The organism is Geobacillus sp. TFV-3 (genome assembly GCF_009901865.1).
Taxonomy (GTDB): Bacteria; Bacillota; Bacilli; order Bacillales; family Anoxybacillaceae; genus Geobacillus; species Geobacillus thermoleovorans_A.
In genome coordinates this window covers 3,278,756-3,296,305 of record NZ_MPSP01000001.1, presented here as the reverse complement: position 1 = coordinate 3,296,305, position 17,550 = coordinate 3,278,756, and the positions used below count along the sequence as shown (strand labels likewise).

The following is a 17,550-nucleotide window of genomic DNA, read 5'->3' as shown; positions in this document are numbered from 1 at the left end:
CATTTTTTGCTTGCAAAAAACAGTTCATGCCAAAACGATTGTCGTTTGTGCGCTTTGGGGAGAAGAAGACCACATTCAAAAGGAGATCGAAACGTTTTCGACGTTTACCAAAGACTTGTTTCGCCTCCTGAAATGGCTCGAGGATCGAGAAATCACTCATCTAGCGATGGAGAGTACGGGGGTTTACTGGAAACCGGTCTTTAACATTTTAGAGGACTACTTTGACATTACCTTGGCCAACGCTCAGCGAATCAAGAATGTCCCAGGGAGAAAAACGGATGTATCCGATGCGGAATGGATCGCTAAATTATTGCGTTATGGACTGATTGAAAAGAGTTTTGTGCCACCCGCGCCAATTCGAGAATTGCGGGACTTGACCCGTTTACGCAAAAAGTGGGTGGGTCAATTGATTGCGGAAAAAAACCGAATTCATAAAGTATTGGAGTGTTCCAATATCAAGCTGGGTACGGTGATTTCCGACATCTTCGGAGTATCGGGCCGAAAACTCTTGACCCGTTTAATGGAACAGGGGTACATCGAAGAAGCCGATATCGACGCTTGCCTTCACGGAAGAATGAAAGGGAAAAAGCAACAAATTCAGGAATCGCTCTTTGGGACATTAACCGAACATGAGTTGTTCATGATTCGCCAATCGTGGAAGCACATCGAGTATTTGGAAAGCTTGATTCAGGAGATGGACCAACGCATCGACCATCTCTTACAACCGTATCAACAGGAAGTGGATCTTCTGATGACGATTCCTGGAGTGAAAAAGGAAACCGCCGCCGTCATCATCGCCGAAATCGGAGTGGATATGGGACAGTTCCCGACACCGCAGCGCCTCGCTTCTTGGGCTGGGGTGGCCCCGGGAAATCACGAAAGCGCTGGAAAACGCAAAAGTACACGAACGGTAAAGGGTAATCCTCATATTAAATCCGCGTTATGCGAGGCGGCATGGGCGTTATCCCGATGCAGGAATCAACCGTTGGCGGCGAAATTTTGGTCATTGGCGGCTCGCCGGGGAAAGAAAAAAGCACTCGTTGCGATCGCGCACCGAATGCTTGTCACCATTTACTGCATGCTTTCCCGAAAAGAACCGTTTTGGGGACCACAAGTAAGTTAGTATAGCCAAAATGAATACAGAATATACGAGATGCCTAAAAATAAGGCACCTCTGCTTTCCTGTTGTCTTTTTTGGCCATTTGTAGTGTATCCAAACTGATCACAGGATATACAGAGTTGACCGGGTTTTATGGATTTTCACAGAAAAAGAGAGGTCTGCACATAACCCTGTCAAGTAGACAATGAAAAAAAGAGTATATTAAGCTGCGGTCTTTTCTCGATATTCAATCGGGGAAAGACCGTTAAATTTTTCTTGAAAACGACTGTGGTTGTAAAAATGAATATATTCTTGAATAGCCTGATAAGCCTGTTCGATCGTTTTTGGGCGCACTAAATACAACTTCTCTGTCTTTAAATGTGAGAAGAAACTTTCGATACATGCATTATCATGACAATTTCCTCTTCGCGAATGGCTTCCTTGAATCTTGAGTTCTTTGAGCTGGTTCTCATATGATTTTGTCGTGTACTGAAATCCTTGATCGGAATGAAGGAGAGCATTCTTGCCAAACGGCTTCCCCTCCAGTTGTTTCAAGGTGTTTAATACCAAATTAAGATCATTTCTTTCAGAAAGTTCCCATGCGACTATTTCATTGTTATATAAATCTAAAACCGCAGACAAGTAAGCAAATGTATCTCCAACACGTACATAGGTAATATCAGTTACGAGTTTTTGTAACGGAATCTCCGCACAGAATTCGCGGTTTAATACATTCGGAAATACCACAGATCCTCTAATGCCGTAGAAAGGTCGTTTCTTCCGAATCACCGATTTTATACCTAGCTCCCTCATTAAACGTCGCACACGCTTATGATTTACAACGATCCCTTCTCTGGATAATGCCCTTGTCATGCGTTTATATCCATAGTACGGATGTAACTTATGAATAGCTAAAATATGTTCTTTCAACAAAAGGTCTTCTTCCAAACGTCTTGACATGTTTGAATGGTTCTTGCGCCACTTGTAGTATCCAGCCCTTGAAACCTCTGCAATTTTTAACAGCCATGACAGTGGGTGTCTATGTTTTTTTCGTAGTTCATCAATAATATGAAACCGATCAGCTTTCAGGACCACTCCTTCCCATGTAGATTTGGATTGCGCTTTTTTAAGTATTCGACCTGTGCTTTCAAATAAGCATTTTCCTCTTCTAAACTCGAAAAATGTTTACGATTCCATACTCCACGTTGATCTTTAAACGACTCGCCATTTCGAAATTTCTTGACCCATTCTGCAATCTGTGCATCACTCTTAATTCCAAAATGTTCACGAAGTTGTCGATAAGACCATCCCTCCTCCAATTTCAAACGAACGACTTCACGTTTAAGCTCTTCTGAATATGAGTTAAAGGTTTGTCCTTTTTTAGCCAAAAAAATCCCCTCCCAGGTAGACTCCTAAGAACATCATATCAAATGTCCTCTTTTTTTACTGTCTACCTGTAGGGGATAATACCACCCTGCCGCGTTTGGGCCCCTCTTTTTTATACATGGAAGAACGAAGGAACTTTTTCCACCGACAAGCGAGTGCCGACAAAAAATGAACCAAACTCGCCAAAGCGGGCGCTCACTTCATCAAAGCGCATTTCATAGACGAGCTTTTTGAACTGGAGTGCATCATCTGAAAACAAGGTGACGCCCCATTCAAAATCATCCAAGCCGACGGAGCCGGTGATGATTTGCGTCACTTTGCCGGCGTATTTTCGGCCGGTCATGCCGTGGGCGCGCATGAGTTCGCGCCGCTGTTCCATCGACAACATGTACCAGTTGTCGTTGCCTTGGCGCCGCTTGTCCATCGGATAGAAGCAAATGTAGTTCGTTTTCGGCAAAATTGGATACAAACGGCGGCGCACCTCTGGAATTTGGTACGGATCTTCGCTGCCGGACGCCAAGTAGTTGCTCAACTCCACGACTGAAACGTACGAATACGCAGGTAATAAATAGTCGGCGAGTTTCGTTTTGTTAAGCGCTGTTTCGATTTCATGCAGCTCATCCAGCGTCGGCCGCAAAATCATGAACAAAATATCGGCTTTTTGCCCGACGATCGTGTAGACGGCATGGCTTCCTTGCTTCTCGCTTTCCGTCGTCTCCCATTGGTCGACAAGCGCTAAAAACTCACTGATCGCTGCCTCGCGCTCTTCGTTTGGAAGTGTTTTCCACGCGCTCCAGTCAATCGTGCGGAAATCGTGCAAACAATACCAACCATCCAACGTTTGGGCCGCTTCGCTCATCATCGTCACTCCTTATGAAATCAATATGTACAATATCACTATATCATAGTTTGCCCAAAAACGCGGACATTGGTGCACGGAGCGAAAGTATACTGAATTGTTCCAAAAGGTGAATTATTTTTTGGAAGGGCTTACCGGCGTTGCGTTTCCCTATTAAAGAGGTATGCTTATTATAGTAGAAAAAGGCTGGCGTGTTTCCGAACGAAAGACGCCGGCTGGGCATTAAGGGAGGCATGAATCGTGGCAAACGATTTATTTGCGGCATTAAAAACGAAAGTGGCCGGAACCGGACGGAAAATCGTGTTTCCGGAAGGGACGGATGACCGCATTCTTACGGCGGCGAGCCGTTTGGCGGCGGAGCGAGTGCTTCAGCCGATCGTCCTTGGCGATGAGCAAGCCGTAAGGGTGAAAGCGGCAGCGCTTGGCTTGCCGCTTGAAGGGGTGGAGATTGTCGACCCGCGCCGCTATGGCGGGTTTGATGAGCTCGTTTCGGCGTTTGTGGAGCGGCGCAAAGGGAAAGTGACAGAAGAAACGGCGCGCGAGTTGCTTTTCGATGAAAACTATTTCGGCACGATGCTCGTTTATACGGGAGCGGCCGACGGCCTCGTCAGCGGGGCGGCCCACTCGACGGCGGATACGGTCCGGCCAGCCTTGCAAATCATTAAAACGAAGCCAGGCGTTCGCAAAACGTCCGGCGTGTTCATCATGGTGCGCGGCGACGAAAAATATGTGTTTGCCGATTGCGCCATCAACATTGCTCCTAACAGCCAAGATTTGGCGGAAATCGCAGTCGAGAGCGCCCGGACGGCAAAAATGTTCGGCCTTAAGCCGCGCGTGGCGCTGTTAAGCTTTTCCACGAAAGGGTCCGCCTCGTCTCCGGAGACGGAAAAAGTCGTTGAGGCGGTGCGGTTGGCGAAAGAAATGGCGCCGGATCTGATCCTTGATGGTGAGTTTCAATTTGACGCCGCGTTTGTGCCAGAGGTGGCGGAAAAGAAAGCGCCGGACTCGGTCATTCAAGGGGACGCAAATGTCTTTATTTTCCCGAGCCTCGAGGCGGGCAACATCGGCTACAAAATCGCTCAGCGCCTTGGCAACTTTGAAGCGGTCGGCCCGATTTTGCAAGGGCTGAACAAGCCGGTGAACGACCTATCGCGCGGCTGCAGCGCCGAAGACGCCTATAAGCTTGCGCTCATCACCGCTGCCCAGTCGCTTGGGGAGTGACGGGGCTGCCGCTCGATAAAAACGAGGGAGGCATGCGCCCCCTCGTTCTTTTTGCGCCATTCGCTAATGGCGATTATGTTATAATGAATAGAGTTGGAATGATCTATGCAAGGGGTTGCTCGCGATGGGCCATGAATTGCTGCATCGACCGAAATGGCGGGTCATCGACCAGTCGCATTTCGGTCCGCTGTTTGATGCAAAACAATCGTTTGCCATCGATGATGCATTATGCACCGCGGTTGGTGCGGGACAGTCGGATGCGGTCGTCCGCACGTGGGTGCATGAGAATACCGTCGTCTTAGGTGCCGCTGATACGAAGCTTCCGTACATCGATGAGGCCGTTTCGTTTTTGCGCCAGGAAGGGTATCGCGTCGTCGTCCGCAATTCCGGCGGGTTGGCCGTTGTCCTTGACAGCGGGGTGTTGAATATTTCGCTCATTTTTCCGGAAACGAAAAACACGATTGCCATCGAGCAAGGGTATGAAGCGATGTACGCGCTCATGGCCGCCATGCTTGCCTCACGCGGCGCCCGCGTTGAGGCTGGGGAAGTCGTCGGTTCGTATTGTCCGGGAAGCTATGACTTGAGCATCAGCGGCAAAAAATTTGCTGGCATTTCCCAACGGCGCGTGCGCGGCGGCGTTGCCGTGCAAATCTACCTTTGCGTCAACGGGAGCGGAGCCGCGCGGGCTGAGCTTATTCGCCGCTTTTATGAGATTGGCCGCCAAGGAGAGAAAACGAAATTCGCCTACCCCGATGTTGTCCCAGCTGTCATGGCGTCGCTGTCTGAGCTTCTCGGCTGCGAGTTGTCGATCGATGAGCTGCTTGTCGCCCTTTGGCGCACGCTGCAGTCGTTTGGCGGCGAGCTATATTCGTCTGCCCTCGAGGGCGGCGAATGGAATTGGTATGAGCAGTATTGGGCGCGCATCGTCGAACGAAATGCCAACGTATCTTCAGGAGAGTCGATGAGAGAAGTCGAGCCGTAAAGCCCTTTTAGCTTCGATGAAGCGCTTCGTCGCTGCTGACCGCGGCCCATGCTCTGCCAAACATTGGCGCGAATGATGGACGTTCGCCAACAAAAAAGGGCTGATCCCAACACGCAAATGCGTGTTGGGATCAGCCCGGCTTTTCACCCGGCATCCTTTTTCGTTACTCGGCGATTTTCTCTAGGTTTCCATTCGGGTCCATCCGGAATTTCAGCCCCCGCTCTTCTTCCTCTTTTAACACCATTTTGCGCGCCCGATTGATGATTTTCACGAGCGTCTCAAAATCTTCTTGAACGGTCGACGAATTTTCTTCTAATTTCGCAACCTTTTCTTCAAGTTCTTTATTTTTTTGCTTTAATTCTTCAATTTCGCGGCGCAGCCGTTCGTTTTCCTTGACGAGCGCCTCCCGCTTCCGTTCATGCGATTGGAACGTTTTTAAAAACGCGATTACTTGGTCGAGCGTCACTTGTTGCGGCGGAGAGGATGGGACGACGGCCGGCAGCTGCATCACATCGCCCAACTCCTCTAATGACGGCATCGGCGGTTCATACAGGCGCCGCTTTCTTGCGCCTCCTTGTTTGGCCAGCAGCCGCAACCGCTCTTTTCGCTGCTTTTTCGCCAGCTGCAGCGCTTCTTCGTACTGATGGCGGACGACGGCATTCCAGCGAAAGCCACAGGCGGCCGATGTCCGATTCAGCTTGTCGCCGACTTCTTCAAACGCGTTCAGCTGGGTGCTCCCTTCACGCACATGGCGCAATACCGTTTCCGCCAACAATAAATCATCTTCTTCCGTCCAAGCGTCTTGCCGTTGTTTCATTGTTCTCCACTCCTTTTTCCCATGCTAGTAAAAGGGTGGACCAAAAGGAAAAAAAATATACGTTGCAAGTTTAAGGGATTGGCAAATTACAAGGGTGAAAGCATGCCAACTTGCAATTTTCCCGCGAAAGCGGTAGAATACACAAAGCAAACGCCACAGAAAGGGATGACGAGTGATGGCGAATGAGTTTCGCGTTTGCGACGACTGCAAGGCGCCGAATTTAAAAACATTGATTCCGCGCCTCAAAAAGCTGGACCCGGACGCGGTCATCAAAATCGGCTGCCAGTCGTATTGCGGCCCGGGGCGGAAAAAGACGTTCGCCTTCGTCAACAACCGTCCGGTGGCGGCGCTGACGGAAGACGAACTGATCGATAAAATTGCCGAAAGGCTGAAAAAACGGTAACCAATCACCTTCTTTGCCGAAAGAAGGTGATTTTTTGTTTTTTCCGTCAATAATGGAGAAAGGCGGAGAAAAAAGTCAACTATTTCTTTGCAGCCAGAAACGGCGTATAATAGATGTATGTTGGAGACGGAAGAGGAGGATGCGATGTATTCCGGCGGGCAGCTTGACGAAGAAAAAGTGTTTAAAGATCCGGTGCACCGATACATACATGTTCGCGACAAAGTGATTTGGGATTTGATCGGCACAAAAGAATTTCAGCGCCTGCGCCGCATCAAGCAGCTCGGCACGACATATTTGACGTTTCACGGCGCCGAGCATAGCCGGTTCAACCATTCGCTCGGCGTTTACGAAATCATCCGCCGCATCATTGACGACGTGTTTGTCGGCCGCGATCATTGGGATCATCGCGAGCGCCTTCTTTGCCTATGCGCGGCGCTCTTGCACGATTTAGGGCACGGCCCGTTTTCCCATTCTTTTGAAAAAGTGTTTCGCCTCGACCACGAAGATTTTACACAGGCCATCATTTTAGGCGATACAGAAGTGAACGCCGCCTTGCGCAAAGTGGGCGACGATTTTCCGCAAAAAGTGGCGGAAGTGATCGCCAAAACGTACCCGAACAAGCTTGTTGTGAGCCTCATTTCGAGCCAAATTGACGCCGACCGGATGGATTATTTGTTACGTGATGCCTACTACACCGGCGTCAGCTACGGCTATTTTGACATGGAACGCATCTTGCGCGTCATGCGCCCGCGCGAAGACCAAGTCGTCATCAAACGAAGCGGCATGCATGCGGTTGAGGATTACATCATGAGCCGCTACCAAATGTACTGGCAAGTGTACTTTCATCCCGTGACGCGCAGTGCGGAAGTCATTTTGACGAAAATTTTGCATCGGGCGAAAAAGCTGTATGAAGAGGGGTATCGTTTTCAGACGAAGCCGGTCCACTTTTTGTCGTTTTTTGCCGGCAATGTGTCGCTCGGCGATTACTTGGCGCTGGATGAGGCAGTCATCTTGTTTTACTTCCAGCAATGGCAATACGAACGGGATCCGATTTTAAGCGATTTGTGCCAGCGGTTTGTCCGCCGCCGCCTGTTCAAATATACGGAGTTTCATCCGACGAACGAGCAAATGGCGAAGCTCATTGAGCTGACCGGTTTGTTTAAAAAAGCGGGCATTGACCCGGACTACTACTTGGTCGTCGATTCGTCGTCCGATTTGCCGTATGACTTTTATCGGCCGGGCGAGGAAGGCGAGCGCCTGCCGATTTATTTGTTGATGCCAAACGGGGAGCTTCGCGAGCTGTCGCGTGAATCGGTGCTCGTTGACGCCATTTCAGGGAAACGGCGCACCGACCATAAACTGTATTTCCCGGCTGATTTCCTGGAAGACTTGTCGACGAAGCGGACAGTGAAGAAAAAGATTATGGAAATTTTAAAGTGGTTAGGAGATGACGGAGAGTGCTCACAGAGCATGCGAAAGTGATGAAGGCGCTGGCCGCCGCGGGGGAAATTGCCGGCCGCAAAAAGCTGCAAAAAATGATTTACATCGCGAAAAAGCTCGACTTTCCGTTTTACGAGAAATTCGATTTCCACTTTTACGGCCCGTATTCGGAAGAGCTGACATGCCGCATCGAGGAGCTGTGCGCGCTCGGCTTTTTACATGAAGTGAAAGAGAAAAAAAGCGGTTATGTGCAATACCGTTATACGCTCACCGAGGCGGGGGAGCAGTTTTTGCGCCATTACGACTGGGACATGCCGGGGCTTGCTGAATGCATGCAGGCGTTGAATGAACAAAACGCCCGCTTTTTGGAACTTGTGTCCACCGTGCTGTATTTCGAACATTTGCCGAGAGACGAAGTGAAAGCGAAAATTGCGGTGTTGAAAAGCAAACAGCGCTATACGGAAGAAGAAATCGAGGAGGCGTACGCGTACATTGACACGCTGCGCAGCCGATGCCACAACAAAGCCCGCGTGTAGGCGGGCTTTGTTAATGTGCCAGCCGGCAGAAGGAGTTGCCTCAACATGCAATCCTCGTTGCCCAAAATACGACCGGTTGATCCTGAAAAGAAAAGGTGTCCCGAAGACAACGGGATACCTTCTTGTCGTTAATGCACCAAAAACGCCAGCTGCAAAAAGAACAACACCGCAAGCAAACGTCGTCAAGCCGGCGAGAAATTCTGTTTTCCGGTCAACCGATTTTCGTAGAAAGCGAATCATGGGCAACCTCCTAAAAAACGAACAATATTGAAAACCAAATATAATAATATTCGTTTTCGTTCCAAAAAGCAATGGGAGCGCCTCATAGCGCTCCCGCCCTTCGCCTTACTCGGCATCGCTCAGCCGTTTTCCGGCGATCGCATAATGGTCTTTTGTCATTTCTTCAATGAATATGACAACGCTCTCCCGCTTCGCCCCTGTCGTCTCGACGACGGCGTCCGTCACTTTTTCAACAAGTGCTTTCTTCTGTTCATCTGTGCGGCCGGCAAGCATTTTGATCGTTACGTACGGCACGGTTGTCCCTCCATTTCATTGTCGGGTGCTGTCGCGCTTATTATACCACGGGGTGAGGAAGTTGAGTCCACTTTTTTCCGCTAATCATGTATACTAAAGATAGTGAATATAAGGAAAAGGGGCTTATGAAAGTGGATCAAATTTTGCCGTATTCGTTAAGCGAAATTCCGTACGTGCTCTTGACGCTGGCGTTAGCGTTTTCCGTGCATGAGTTCGCTCATGCATATGTCGCCTACAAGTTCGGCGATCCGACGGCGAAAAACGAAGGGCGGTTGACGCTGTCCCCGTTTGCCCATTTGGATTTGCTTGGAACCCTGCTTATTTTTCTCGCGGGATTTGGCTGGGCGCGTCCGGTGCCGGTCAATCGCTTTTACTTCAAAAATCCGCGCCTTGCCGGCGTTCTCGTGTCGGTTGCCGGGCCGCTGAGTAATCTCGTGCTTGCCGGGCTTGGATTTGTCATTTGGTACGCGATGATCGACTTCGGCATCATGCGGGCGCTGCCGGATTGGTTCGCCGCTGGATTTGATCTGTTTTTCCAAATTTTTATCAGCTTGAACGCTGTTTTGTTTTTGTTTAATTTATTGCCGTTTCCGCCGCTTGACGGGTATCGTATTATTGAAGACTTGGCGCCGGATGGGCTGCGGGCGAAAATGACGCAATGGGAAAGCTACGGGGCGCTCATTTTTCTCATCCTTGTGCTCACGCCGCTTGACCGATATACGATTGAGCCGGTGTTTCAAGTGGCGCTGCCGTTTGTATTGGAAAATTTGCAGTCGTTGGTCGCCAATTTGTTTATGTAAGGAAGGAGGAACAAGCGGAATGGAGCAAAAAAAGAAAAAAACCACCGGCTTTAATATCATCAAAGATGATCCGACCGACGGGCACCGCGGCTTTGGCGCTGGGGCGTTGAGCTTAGAAAACGTGTCGCCGGTCATCATTGACGTCGAAGCGGGCGAAGCGTTTGTCGATATGGGGGCGATGCATGCGCGCAGCGCCGTTGAGCGCGGCATCAAGTTTTTGCCGGACCGTTCCGCCGTGCCAAACGGCAAGCCGTATTGGATCGTCTGGGTGACGATCGAACGCGGCGAGGACGGTCCGTATTACGCTGGGGTGACGGCGTGCGAAATGACGGTCGACCGTGAGGCGCGCCGCGGCTATAAGTTATTGCCGGAACATGTGAACCGGCTCGATAAATCGCTAAAGCGGCACATTATTGTCGATCATATGGACGCAAAATCAAAACGGGTGCTCGCTGACTTTTTGAAAGGGCACGACATTGGGATGTGGAACCGTTCGAGCGATGAACTGAAAAAAGGGCTCGAAGGCGAATTGTGACGGTTTTGTGAACATATTTGTTCAAGGGCTTGTTCTTGTTTGGAAAAAGGGATAAACTAAATCTACATGTATAACACAGGAAAACTAGGACAAGAAAATCCCCTGCGTATGCACGCAGGGGATTTTCTTTGCTTAAAACCATGGGAACCATTTCTCGAACCAGCTTTTTCCGTCTTCTTTTTTCTTCTTTTTCTTTTCCAAATGGTCGGTGCAATAGTCGGTCGGTTCTGTACCGACGAGATAGTATGTTTTTCGTTTCACTGGACAAGCGTCCGTGGCCAGCTTGCCGTTTTGCGGGTCGATGTAGACGCCGATGACGCCTTTGGTCGGCTTGAACGATTGTTTCGGCTCGCCGGCGAGGCTTTGTTCCATAAAGCGAACCCATATTTGTTTGGCGTATTGCCTTTCGGCAGGACGATCCATCGTTTCTCCGCGGTCGTAGCCGGTCCAGACGCCGGCGACCAGCTGCGGGGCGAACCCGATCATCCAACTGTCCGTTTTCGTCGTTCCCGACTTGCCGGCGTACGGACGCGTGATGTCATCGATGATTGACTGCCCGGTGACGGTTGTATAGCCGTTTAACTTCGGGTCGAACATCCCGGTCATTAAATGGGTCGTCACAAACGCGGCGTCGCGGTCGAGCACTTGCCGGCTCTCCGGCTTATGTTCATACAGTACGTTTCCGTTTGCATCCACGACTTTTTGAATAAACACCGGCTCGGTTTGCTTGCCGTAGTTGGCCAGCGTGCTGTACGCGGCCACCATGTCGATCACCTTCACCGGCGAGGTGCCGAGCGCCAACGACGGCACTGCTTTCAATCTGCTTGTAATGCCGAGCGCTTTCGCTGTTTCGACAAGTTTGTCGGCGCCGATGAACTGGAGCGTTTTCACCGCAAAGACGTTATCGGATACAGCGAGCGCCTGAGCGAGCGTGATCGGGCCGTTGGCATAGTAGTCGTTGTAATTATGCGGCGTATACGACGATCGGCCGCCGTTAAACGTAAATGTCGTCAGTTCGCTGCGCAGTTGGGTCGATGGGGTGAATCCTTGCTCGATCGCCGCATAATACAAAAACGGCTTAAATGTCGAACCTGGTTGGCGTTCCGCCTGCACGGCCCGATTGAACGGGCTCTCTTCGTAGTTGCGTCCGCCGATGAGCGCCTTCACTTCTCCGGTGCGTGGATCCATCGCCACAAGCGCTGCTTGAATGGCGGAGTGCGGGTCGATGATGCGGCGGATTTGCTCTTCGGCAATCCGCTGCAGGCGCCGATCGAGCGTCGTATAGACGCGCAGCCCCCCAAGCTCAATCGTCCGCTCATCAAGGCCGAGTTTCGCGCGAAGCTGCTGTTTAATCACATCTTGGAAATACGGAGCGATCAGCTGTTCCTGTTTCTCATGCCGGGCATAGACGAGCTTGTCGCGGTACGCTTGCTCCGCTTCTTTGCGGCTGATGTAGCCAGCTGCCACCATGGAGGCGAGCACGATTTTTTGCCGTGCTTTTGCCCGCTCTTCGTTCACAAGCGGCGAATAATAGTACGGGCCCTTTGGAATGCCGGCCAGCATCGCTGCCTCGCTGAGCGTCAGCTCGCTCGCGTGCTTGCCGAAATAGTAGCGAGCCGCTGCTTCAATGCCGTAGGCCCCATGGCCGTAGTAAATCGTGTTTAAATAGCCTTCCAAAATTTGATCTTTGCTGTAGTTGGCTTCAAGCCGGATAGTGTACAATGCTTCCTGGATTTTTCGCGACCACGTTTTTTCATGCGTCAAAAACAAGTTGCGTGCATATTGCTGGGTGATCGTGCTCGCCCCTTCGACTTTTGCCATCGCCTCTACATTCGCAATGATTGCGGCGGCGATTCGCTTCAAATCAAACCCGTGATGCTCGTAAAACTTCCGGTCTTCAACGGCGATCGTCGCTTCGATGACATGCGGGGATATGTCTTTGAGCCGAACCCAGTAGCGTTTTTGCCCATGGTCGCTTTCCCCGATTTTGCTGCCATCAGCGGCATAAAAAATCGTCGTCTGCGGCACGGCGACCGGCGGTGCGCCTTCGATTTTCGCGAACAGCACAAAGCTCCCGAGAGCGGCGAAGGCAAAGATGGCGAGAAAAAAGCCGATAAAGACGGCGGCGCGCACATATTTCCACGTGCCGCGAAAACGGCTGCCTGGGATCGGTTCCATTGCGCATCACCTCAACGGTTTTGGCGTTGTTTCAGACATGCGGGCGGACGCCCGGCTGAATGCGCCGCCTTGCTTTTGTCAAGGCTTCGCCAGCGAGGTTTTCCGCTTTTTCTTATCAGTATGAAAAAAAATTTTTTATTTTAAACTTGTTCCTCTTGCATTTTTGCTAGATTGCTCTATACTTTTTCATGTTTAGTTTTTCGCTGGCTAAGGAAAACTTGTATAGTAAGCAACGCTCGGAGAAAGGATGTTACCGATGGAACTTTGGTTCACCGAAAAGCAAACGGAGCATTTTGGCATCACCGCACGCATCATCCGCACTTTACATACAGAACAAACGCCGTTCCAAAAACTTGATATGGTGGAAACAGCGGAGTTTGGCAACATGCTTTTGCTCGACGGCATGGTCATGACGACGCAAAAAGACGAGTTCGTCTATCATGAAATGGTCGCCCACGTGCCGTTGTTCACCCACCCCAATCCGGAAAACGTGCTTGTCGTCGGCGGCGGCGACGGCGGCGTCATCCGCGAAGTGCTGAAGCATCCAAGCGTCAAAAAAGCGACGCTTGTCGAAATCGACGGCAAAGTGATCGAGTGTTCGAAAACCTACTTGCCGGAGATTGCCGGCAAACTCGATGACCCGCGCGTCGAAGTGAAAGTCGATGACGGGTTTATGCATATCGCCAAAAGCGAAAACGAGTATGACGTCATTATGGTTGACTCGACCGAACCGGTCGGTCCGGCGGTCAACTTGTTTACAAAAGGGTTTTACGCCGGCATCGCCAACGCGTTGAAGGAAGACGGCATTTTCGTCGCCCAAACGGACAATCCGTGGTTTAAAGCGGATTTGATCCGCAACGTTTATCGCGACGTGAAGGAAATATTCCCGATCACCCGTTTGTATACGGCGAACATTCCGACGTATCCGAGCGGGCTCTGGACGTTTACGCTCGGCTCGAAAAAATACGACCCGCTCGCCGTGAGCGACGACCGATTCCATGACATTGATACGAAATATTATACGAAAGAGTTGCACAAAGCGTGTTTCGTCTTGCCGAAATTTGTCGCGGATTTAACGAAGTAAGGGGGCGCAGGCGATGCGATTTGATGAAGCCTATTCGGGCAACGTGTTTATTGGCAGCCATCCGAATTTTGAAGAAAGCGAAGCCGTCATTTACGGGATGCCGATGGACTGGACGGTCAGCTACCGGCCTGGCTCGCGGTTCGGCCCGGCCCGCATCCGCGAAGTGTCGATCGGTCTTGAGGAGTACAGCCCATATTTGGACCGCGAACTCAAAGACATCCGCTACTTTGACGCCGGCGACATTCCGCTTCCATTTGGCAATGCGGCCCGCAGTTTGGAGCTGATTGAACAGTTCGTGAAAAAGGTGCTTGACGCCGGCAAGTTCCCGCTCGGCCTCGGTGGGGAGCATCTCGTTTCCTGGCCGGTCATTAAAGCGGTGTATGGGAAATATCCGGATTTGGCGGTCATTCATATGGACGCTCATACGGACTTGCGCGAACATTACGAAGGCGAGCCGCTGTCGCACGCGACGCCGATCCGCAAAGTCGCTGACCTGATCGGTCCGACAAATGTCTTTTCGTTCGGCATCCGCTCCGGCATGAAGGAAGAGTTTGAATGGGCAAAAGAAAACGGCATGTACATCGCCAAGTTTGAGGTGCTTGAACCGCTTCGCTCGGTGCTGCCGAAGCTGGCCGGCCGTGCGGTGTATGTGACGATCGACATCGATGTGCTCGACCCTGCCCATGCCCCAGGCACCGGGACGGTGGACGCCGGCGGCATTACGTCAAAAGAGTTGCTTTCGGCCATTCATGAGATCGCCCGCTCCGATGTGCGAGTCGTTGGTGCCGATTTGGTGGAAGTCGCGCCGATTTACGACCATTCCGAACAGACAGCCAATACGGCGAGCAAGCTTGTGAGAGAAATGCTGCTCGGCTGGGTGGCCAAATGAAAATAGGGAAAAGCGCCTAAATCGCGGTTTCGCGAGGGCGCTTTTTTCTTTGGTTTCGAGGGGTGGTAAAAAAACCATTTTCCTAAATCTATGGTTCTCGAGTGAAAAGAAGAGCACTATTTATGGTGTTTCTCAATTTGAGAAACACCGTTGTTAAGCCACATTTCCTGATTAAATCACCAGCCTTTTCGGCTTTGGAACCTTTTGCATGCCAACCGGGGCAGAATCGGCCATCTGTTTTGTCCCCCCTTGAATGGGGCGGAACAGTTCTTTATACTATAAATTATGACTGTTTTGCTCGCAAAGGTGTGCTGATCAAGATGAAAGAGACAAATGGCATCCCGGTGAGCCTCCGCCAAGTGACCGTCATACGTGACGGTGCGCGTCAAGAGACGGTCGTGCTCGAAGCGGACGGCATGTACTACATAAAAGGAAAAGCAGGTTATTTGCAATTTGAAGAAGAAAACGAACTCGGACGGGTGAAAACGACGGTGAAAATCGCGCCTGAGGAAGTCGCTGTCATTCGCTCCGGGGCGGTCGAGATGAGACAAACGTTCCGCCGTCGCCAGGAAACGCCGGGCCATTATAGGACAGCGTTTGGGCGATGGGCGCTGGCGGCCAAAACGAGCGCCATAGAGTTTCACTATGATGAACAGCGGAAAAAGGGGCGGCTCTTTCTTTCTTATGAACTGACGCTAGGCGATGAGCGAAGCGGACGCCATACGTTGACGTTGACATTTAAGGGGGTATAAGCGGTGAACATTGTCGGACAAATCAAAGAAAAGATGAAAGAAGAAATCCGCCAGGCGGCGGTAAGAGCAGGACTGGCTTCAGCCGACGAACTGCCGGAAGTGTTGCTTGAGGTGCCACGCGACAAAGCGCATGGCGACTACTCGACGAACATCGCCATGCAGCTCGCCCGCATCGCGAAAAAACCGCCGCGGGCGATCGCCGAAGCCATCGTCGGGCAGCTTGACAGCGAACGCATGTCGGTTGCCCGCATTGAGATCGCCGGGCCAGGGTTTATCAACTTTTACATGGACAACCGCTATTTGACGGCGGTCGTGCCCGCGATTTTGCAGGCGGGACAAGCGTATGGCGAATCGAACGTCGGCAACGGGGAAAAAGTGCAAGTCGAGTTCGTCTCGGCCAATCCAACCGGAGACCTGCATTTAGGCCATGCCCGCGGCGCCGCGGTCGGCGATTCGCTTTGCAACATTTTGGCGAAAGCCGGGTTTGACGTCACGCGCGAATATTACATTAATGATGCCGGCAAGCAAATTTACAATTTAGCGAAATCGGTCGAAGCCCGTTATTTTCAGGCGCTCGGTGTTGATATGCCGCTGCCGGAGGACGGCTATTACGGTGACGATATCGTCGAAATCGGCAAAAAGCTTGCCGAAGAGTACGGCGATCGATTTGTCGAAATGGAGGAAGACGAGCGGCTTGCCTTTTTCCGCGAGTACGGCCTTCGCTATGAGCTTGAGAAAATCAAGAAAGACTTGGCCGACTTCCGTGTGCCGTTTGACGTCTGGTATTCGGAAACATCGTTGTATGAAAGCGGAAAAATCGACGAAGCGCTTTCCACTTTGCGCGAGCGCGGCTACATTTACGAGCAGGACGGGGCGACTTGGTTCCGTTCGACGGCGTTTGGGGACGATAAAGATCGCGTCTTAATTAAGCAGGACGGCACATATACGTACTTGCTTCCGGACATCGCCTACCATCAAGACAAGCTGCGGCGCGGGTTCAAAAAGCTCATCAACATTTGGGGAGCGGACCACCACGGCTACATTCCGCGCATGAAGGCGGCGATCGCGGCGCTCGGCTACGATCCGGAGGCGCTTGAAGTGGAAATCATTCAAATGGTGAACCTATACCAAAACGGTGAGCGCGTCAAAATGAGCAAGCGCACCGGCAAGGCGGTGACGATGCGCGAGCTCATGGAAGAAGTCGGCGTCGACGCCGTTCGCTATTTCTTTGCGATGCGCTCGGGCGATACGCATTTAGATTTTGACATGGACTTGGCCATGTCGCAGTCGAATGAAAACCCGGTTTACTACGTCCAATACGCGCACGCCCGCGTTTCGAGCATTCTTCGCCAAGCGGAGGAACAACACATTTCCTATGACGGCGACTTGGCGCTTGGCCATCTTGTGGAAACGGAAAAGGAAATCGAGCTGCTCAAAGTGCTCGGCGATTTCCCTGATGTCGTCGCCGAGGCGGCGCTCAAGCGGATGCCGCATCGCGTCACCGCCTATGCATTCGATTTGGCTTCCGCTCTCCATAGCTTTTATAACGCGGAAAAAGTTCTTGATCTGGACAACATCGAAAAAACAAAAGCCCGCCTCGCGCTTGTCAAGGCGGTGCAAATTACGCTGCAAAATGCGTTAGCGCTTATTGGCGTTTCAGCGCCGGAACAAATGTAAACGAACGAGGGGGCATCAAAGAGAGCGCCCCCTCTTTTTTGGGCATTCTAAAGAAAAACGAGAGTGGAGGACGAATCTCATGAAGGAAATCGTGCTGTCGCTTCTGACAGGCATGATCGTAGGTTTTTTGTTCACGCTGTTCCGTCTGCCGATTCCCGCTCCCCCGGCGTTGGCCGGCATCGCCGGCATCGTCGGGGTGTATCTCGGCATGCGGTTGTTTCACTGGTTCACGGCGTTTTGGAAATAAGCGAACGCTTCATGACTAAGACCATCGAGAAACAGGGAGCAGAATCCCGGCCGGCGCAGTTTTGGCGGCATCAGGCGGCCAGCAGCGCCCGCCGGGTTTTTTTGGTTGACC

General features: G+C 51.3%; 18 protein-coding genes. 13 read left to right on the top strand and 5 right to left on the bottom strand.

The annotated features are described in order from the left end of the window. The first annotated feature begins 1 nt into the window (after position 1). Entirely contained in the window at positions 2-1,123 is a 1,122-nt protein-coding gene (locus tag BJQ97_RS16715; protein WP_160157651.1) for an IS110 family RNA-guided transposase, read from the top strand. Positions 1,124-1,321: 198 nt separating this feature from the next. On the opposite strand, the gene BJQ97_RS16710 is transcribed toward BJQ97_RS16715, so the two are convergent. Then, positions 1,322-2,487, bottom strand: a protein-coding gene (locus BJQ97_RS16710; protein WP_160157438.1) for an IS3 family transposase whose coding sequence is annotated in 2 segments (ribosomal slippage) — positions 1,322-2,229 and positions 2,229-2,487 — 1,167 coding nt in all. Because the reading frame shifts where the segments join, the coding sequence is not laid out codon by codon here. A 110-nt stretch (positions 2,488-2,597) separates the two neighbouring features. After that, on the bottom strand, positions 2,598-3,344 hold the full coding sequence (gene hemQ, locus BJQ97_RS16705; protein WP_011232883.1) for a hydrogen peroxide-dependent heme synthase: 747 nt from the start codon (positions 3,342-3,344) through the stop codon (positions 2,598-2,600). A gap of 240 nt (positions 3,345-3,584) precedes the next feature. Between hemQ and pta the strand changes: the two genes are divergently transcribed. Both pta and lipL read left to right on the top strand, forming a co-directional pair. Next, positions 3,585-4,565: a phosphate acetyltransferase gene (gene pta / locus BJQ97_RS16700; RefSeq protein WP_160157437.1), complete on the top strand. Its 981-nt coding sequence runs from the start codon at positions 3,585-3,587 to the stop codon at positions 4,563-4,565. Positions 4,566-4,689: 124 nt separating this feature from the next. Next, positions 4,690-5,547 (top strand): octanoyl-[GcvH]:protein N-octanoyltransferase, encoded by an 858-nt coding sequence (gene lipL, locus BJQ97_RS16695; RefSeq protein ID WP_144329626.1) that lies wholly within the window; start codon positions 4,690-4,692, stop codon positions 5,545-5,547. A 163-nt stretch (positions 5,548-5,710) separates the two neighbouring features. Here the strand turns inward: lipL and BJQ97_RS16690 are convergent, their stop codons facing one another. Next, complete coding sequence (locus tag BJQ97_RS16690; RefSeq protein WP_160157436.1) at positions 5,711-6,364, bottom strand: RsfA family transcriptional regulator; 654 nt, start codon at positions 6,362-6,364, stop codon at positions 5,711-5,713. A 175-nt stretch (positions 6,365-6,539) separates the two neighbouring features. Between BJQ97_RS16690 and BJQ97_RS16685 the strand changes: the two genes are divergently transcribed. From BJQ97_RS16685 to BJQ97_RS16675, 3 genes are all read left to right on the top strand, one after another. Then, positions 6,540-6,767: a YuzB family protein gene (locus tag BJQ97_RS16685; protein ID WP_011232879.1), complete on the top strand. Its 228-nt coding sequence runs from the start codon at positions 6,540-6,542 to the stop codon at positions 6,765-6,767. 144 nt (positions 6,768-6,911) lie between these two features. Beyond that, complete coding sequence (locus BJQ97_RS16680; protein ID WP_160157435.1) at positions 6,912-8,249, top strand: HD domain-containing protein; 1,338 nt, start codon at positions 6,912-6,914, stop codon at positions 8,247-8,249. Next, entirely contained in the window at positions 8,225-8,743 is a 519-nt protein-coding gene (locus tag BJQ97_RS16675) for a YwgA family protein (protein ID WP_160157434.1), read from the top strand. Before BJQ97_RS16680 ends, BJQ97_RS16675 begins: the two co-directional genes overlap by 25 nt. Positions 8,744-9,088: 345 nt before the next feature. Here BJQ97_RS16675 and BJQ97_RS16670 read toward each other — a convergent pair whose 3' ends face one another. Next, entirely contained in the window at positions 9,089-9,277 is a 189-nt protein-coding gene (locus BJQ97_RS16670) for a 2-hydroxymuconate tautomerase (protein WP_066232289.1), read from the bottom strand. A gap of 131 nt (positions 9,278-9,408) precedes the next feature. Here BJQ97_RS16670 and BJQ97_RS16665 point away from each other — a divergent pair, with 131 nt between their 5' ends. Next, positions 9,409-10,077, top strand: a complete 669-nt coding sequence (locus tag BJQ97_RS16665; protein WP_144329655.1) for a site-2 protease family protein — start codon at positions 9,409-9,411, stop codon at positions 10,075-10,077. A 19-nt stretch (positions 10,078-10,096) separates the two neighbouring features. Continuing rightward, positions 10,097-10,612: a YwhD family protein gene (locus tag BJQ97_RS16660; protein ID WP_144329630.1), complete on the top strand. Its 516-nt coding sequence runs from the start codon at positions 10,097-10,099 to the stop codon at positions 10,610-10,612. 132 nt (positions 10,613-10,744) lie between these two features. Here BJQ97_RS16660 and BJQ97_RS16655 read toward each other — a convergent pair whose 3' ends face one another. After that, complete coding sequence (locus BJQ97_RS16655; protein WP_160157433.1) at positions 10,745-12,790, bottom strand: transglycosylase domain-containing protein; 2,046 nt, start codon at positions 12,788-12,790, stop codon at positions 10,745-10,747. 256 nt (positions 12,791-13,046) lie between these two features. Here BJQ97_RS16655 and speE point away from each other — a divergent pair, with 256 nt between their 5' ends. The 5 genes from speE to BJQ97_RS16630 all read left to right on the top strand — a co-directional run bounded on the left by speE (position 13,047) and on the right by BJQ97_RS16630 (position 17,439). Then, positions 13,047-13,874, top strand: coding sequence for a polyamine aminopropyltransferase (speE, locus tag BJQ97_RS16650; protein WP_160157432.1), 828 nt, complete (start codon positions 13,047-13,049; stop codon positions 13,872-13,874). A gap of 13 nt (positions 13,875-13,887) precedes the next feature. Further along, a complete protein-coding gene (speB, locus tag BJQ97_RS16645; protein WP_160157431.1) occupies positions 13,888-14,763 on the top strand; it encodes an agmatinase in 876 nt (291 codons plus the stop codon). 320 nt (positions 14,764-15,083) lie between these two features. Continuing rightward, positions 15,084-15,515: a YwiB family protein gene (locus BJQ97_RS16640; RefSeq protein WP_160157430.1), complete on the top strand. Its 432-nt coding sequence runs from the start codon at positions 15,084-15,086 to the stop codon at positions 15,513-15,515. A gap of 3 nt (positions 15,516-15,518) precedes the next feature. Next, positions 15,519-17,192 (top strand): arginine--tRNA ligase, encoded by a 1,674-nt coding sequence (argS, locus tag BJQ97_RS16635; protein WP_160157429.1) that lies wholly within the window; start codon positions 15,519-15,521, stop codon positions 17,190-17,192. A gap of 79 nt (positions 17,193-17,271) precedes the next feature. After that, positions 17,272-17,439 (top strand): XapX domain-containing protein, encoded by a 168-nt coding sequence (locus BJQ97_RS16630; protein WP_144329635.1) that lies wholly within the window; start codon positions 17,272-17,274, stop codon positions 17,437-17,439. Positions 17,440-17,550: the final 111 nt, after the last annotated feature.

Coding starts and splice junctions, on each gene's coding strand:
- BJQ97_RS16680 (WP_160157435.1), top strand. CDS start 6,912: ATGTATTCCGGCGGGCAGCTTGACGAAGAAAAAGTGTTTAAAGATCCG.
- lipL (WP_144329626.1), top strand. CDS start 4,690: ATGGGCCATGAATTGCTGCATCGACCGAAATGGCGGGTCATCGACCAG.
- speE (WP_160157432.1), top strand. CDS start 13,047: ATGGAACTTTGGTTCACCGAAAAGCAAACGGAGCATTTTGGCATCACC.
- BJQ97_RS16685 (WP_011232879.1), top strand. CDS start 6,540: ATGGCGAATGAGTTTCGCGTTTGCGACGACTGCAAGGCGCCGAATTTA.
- BJQ97_RS16640 (WP_160157430.1), top strand. CDS start 15,084: ATGAAAGAGACAAATGGCATCCCGGTGAGCCTCCGCCAAGTGACCGTC.
- BJQ97_RS16690 (WP_160157436.1), bottom strand. CDS start 6,364: ATGAAACAACGGCAAGACGCTTGGACGGAAGAAGATGATTTATTGTTG.
- speB (WP_160157431.1), top strand. CDS start 13,888: ATGCGATTTGATGAAGCCTATTCGGGCAACGTGTTTATTGGCAGCCAT.
- BJQ97_RS16660 (WP_144329630.1), top strand. CDS start 10,097: ATGGAGCAAAAAAAGAAAAAAACCACCGGCTTTAATATCATCAAAGAT.
- BJQ97_RS16655 (WP_160157433.1), bottom strand. CDS start 12,790: ATGGAACCGATCCCAGGCAGCCGTTTTCGCGGCACGTGGAAATATGTG.
- hemQ (WP_011232883.1), bottom strand. CDS start 3,344: ATGAGCGAAGCGGCCCAAACGTTGGATGGTTGGTATTGTTTGCACGAT.
- BJQ97_RS16630 (WP_144329635.1), top strand. CDS start 17,272: ATGAAGGAAATCGTGCTGTCGCTTCTGACAGGCATGATCGTAGGTTTT.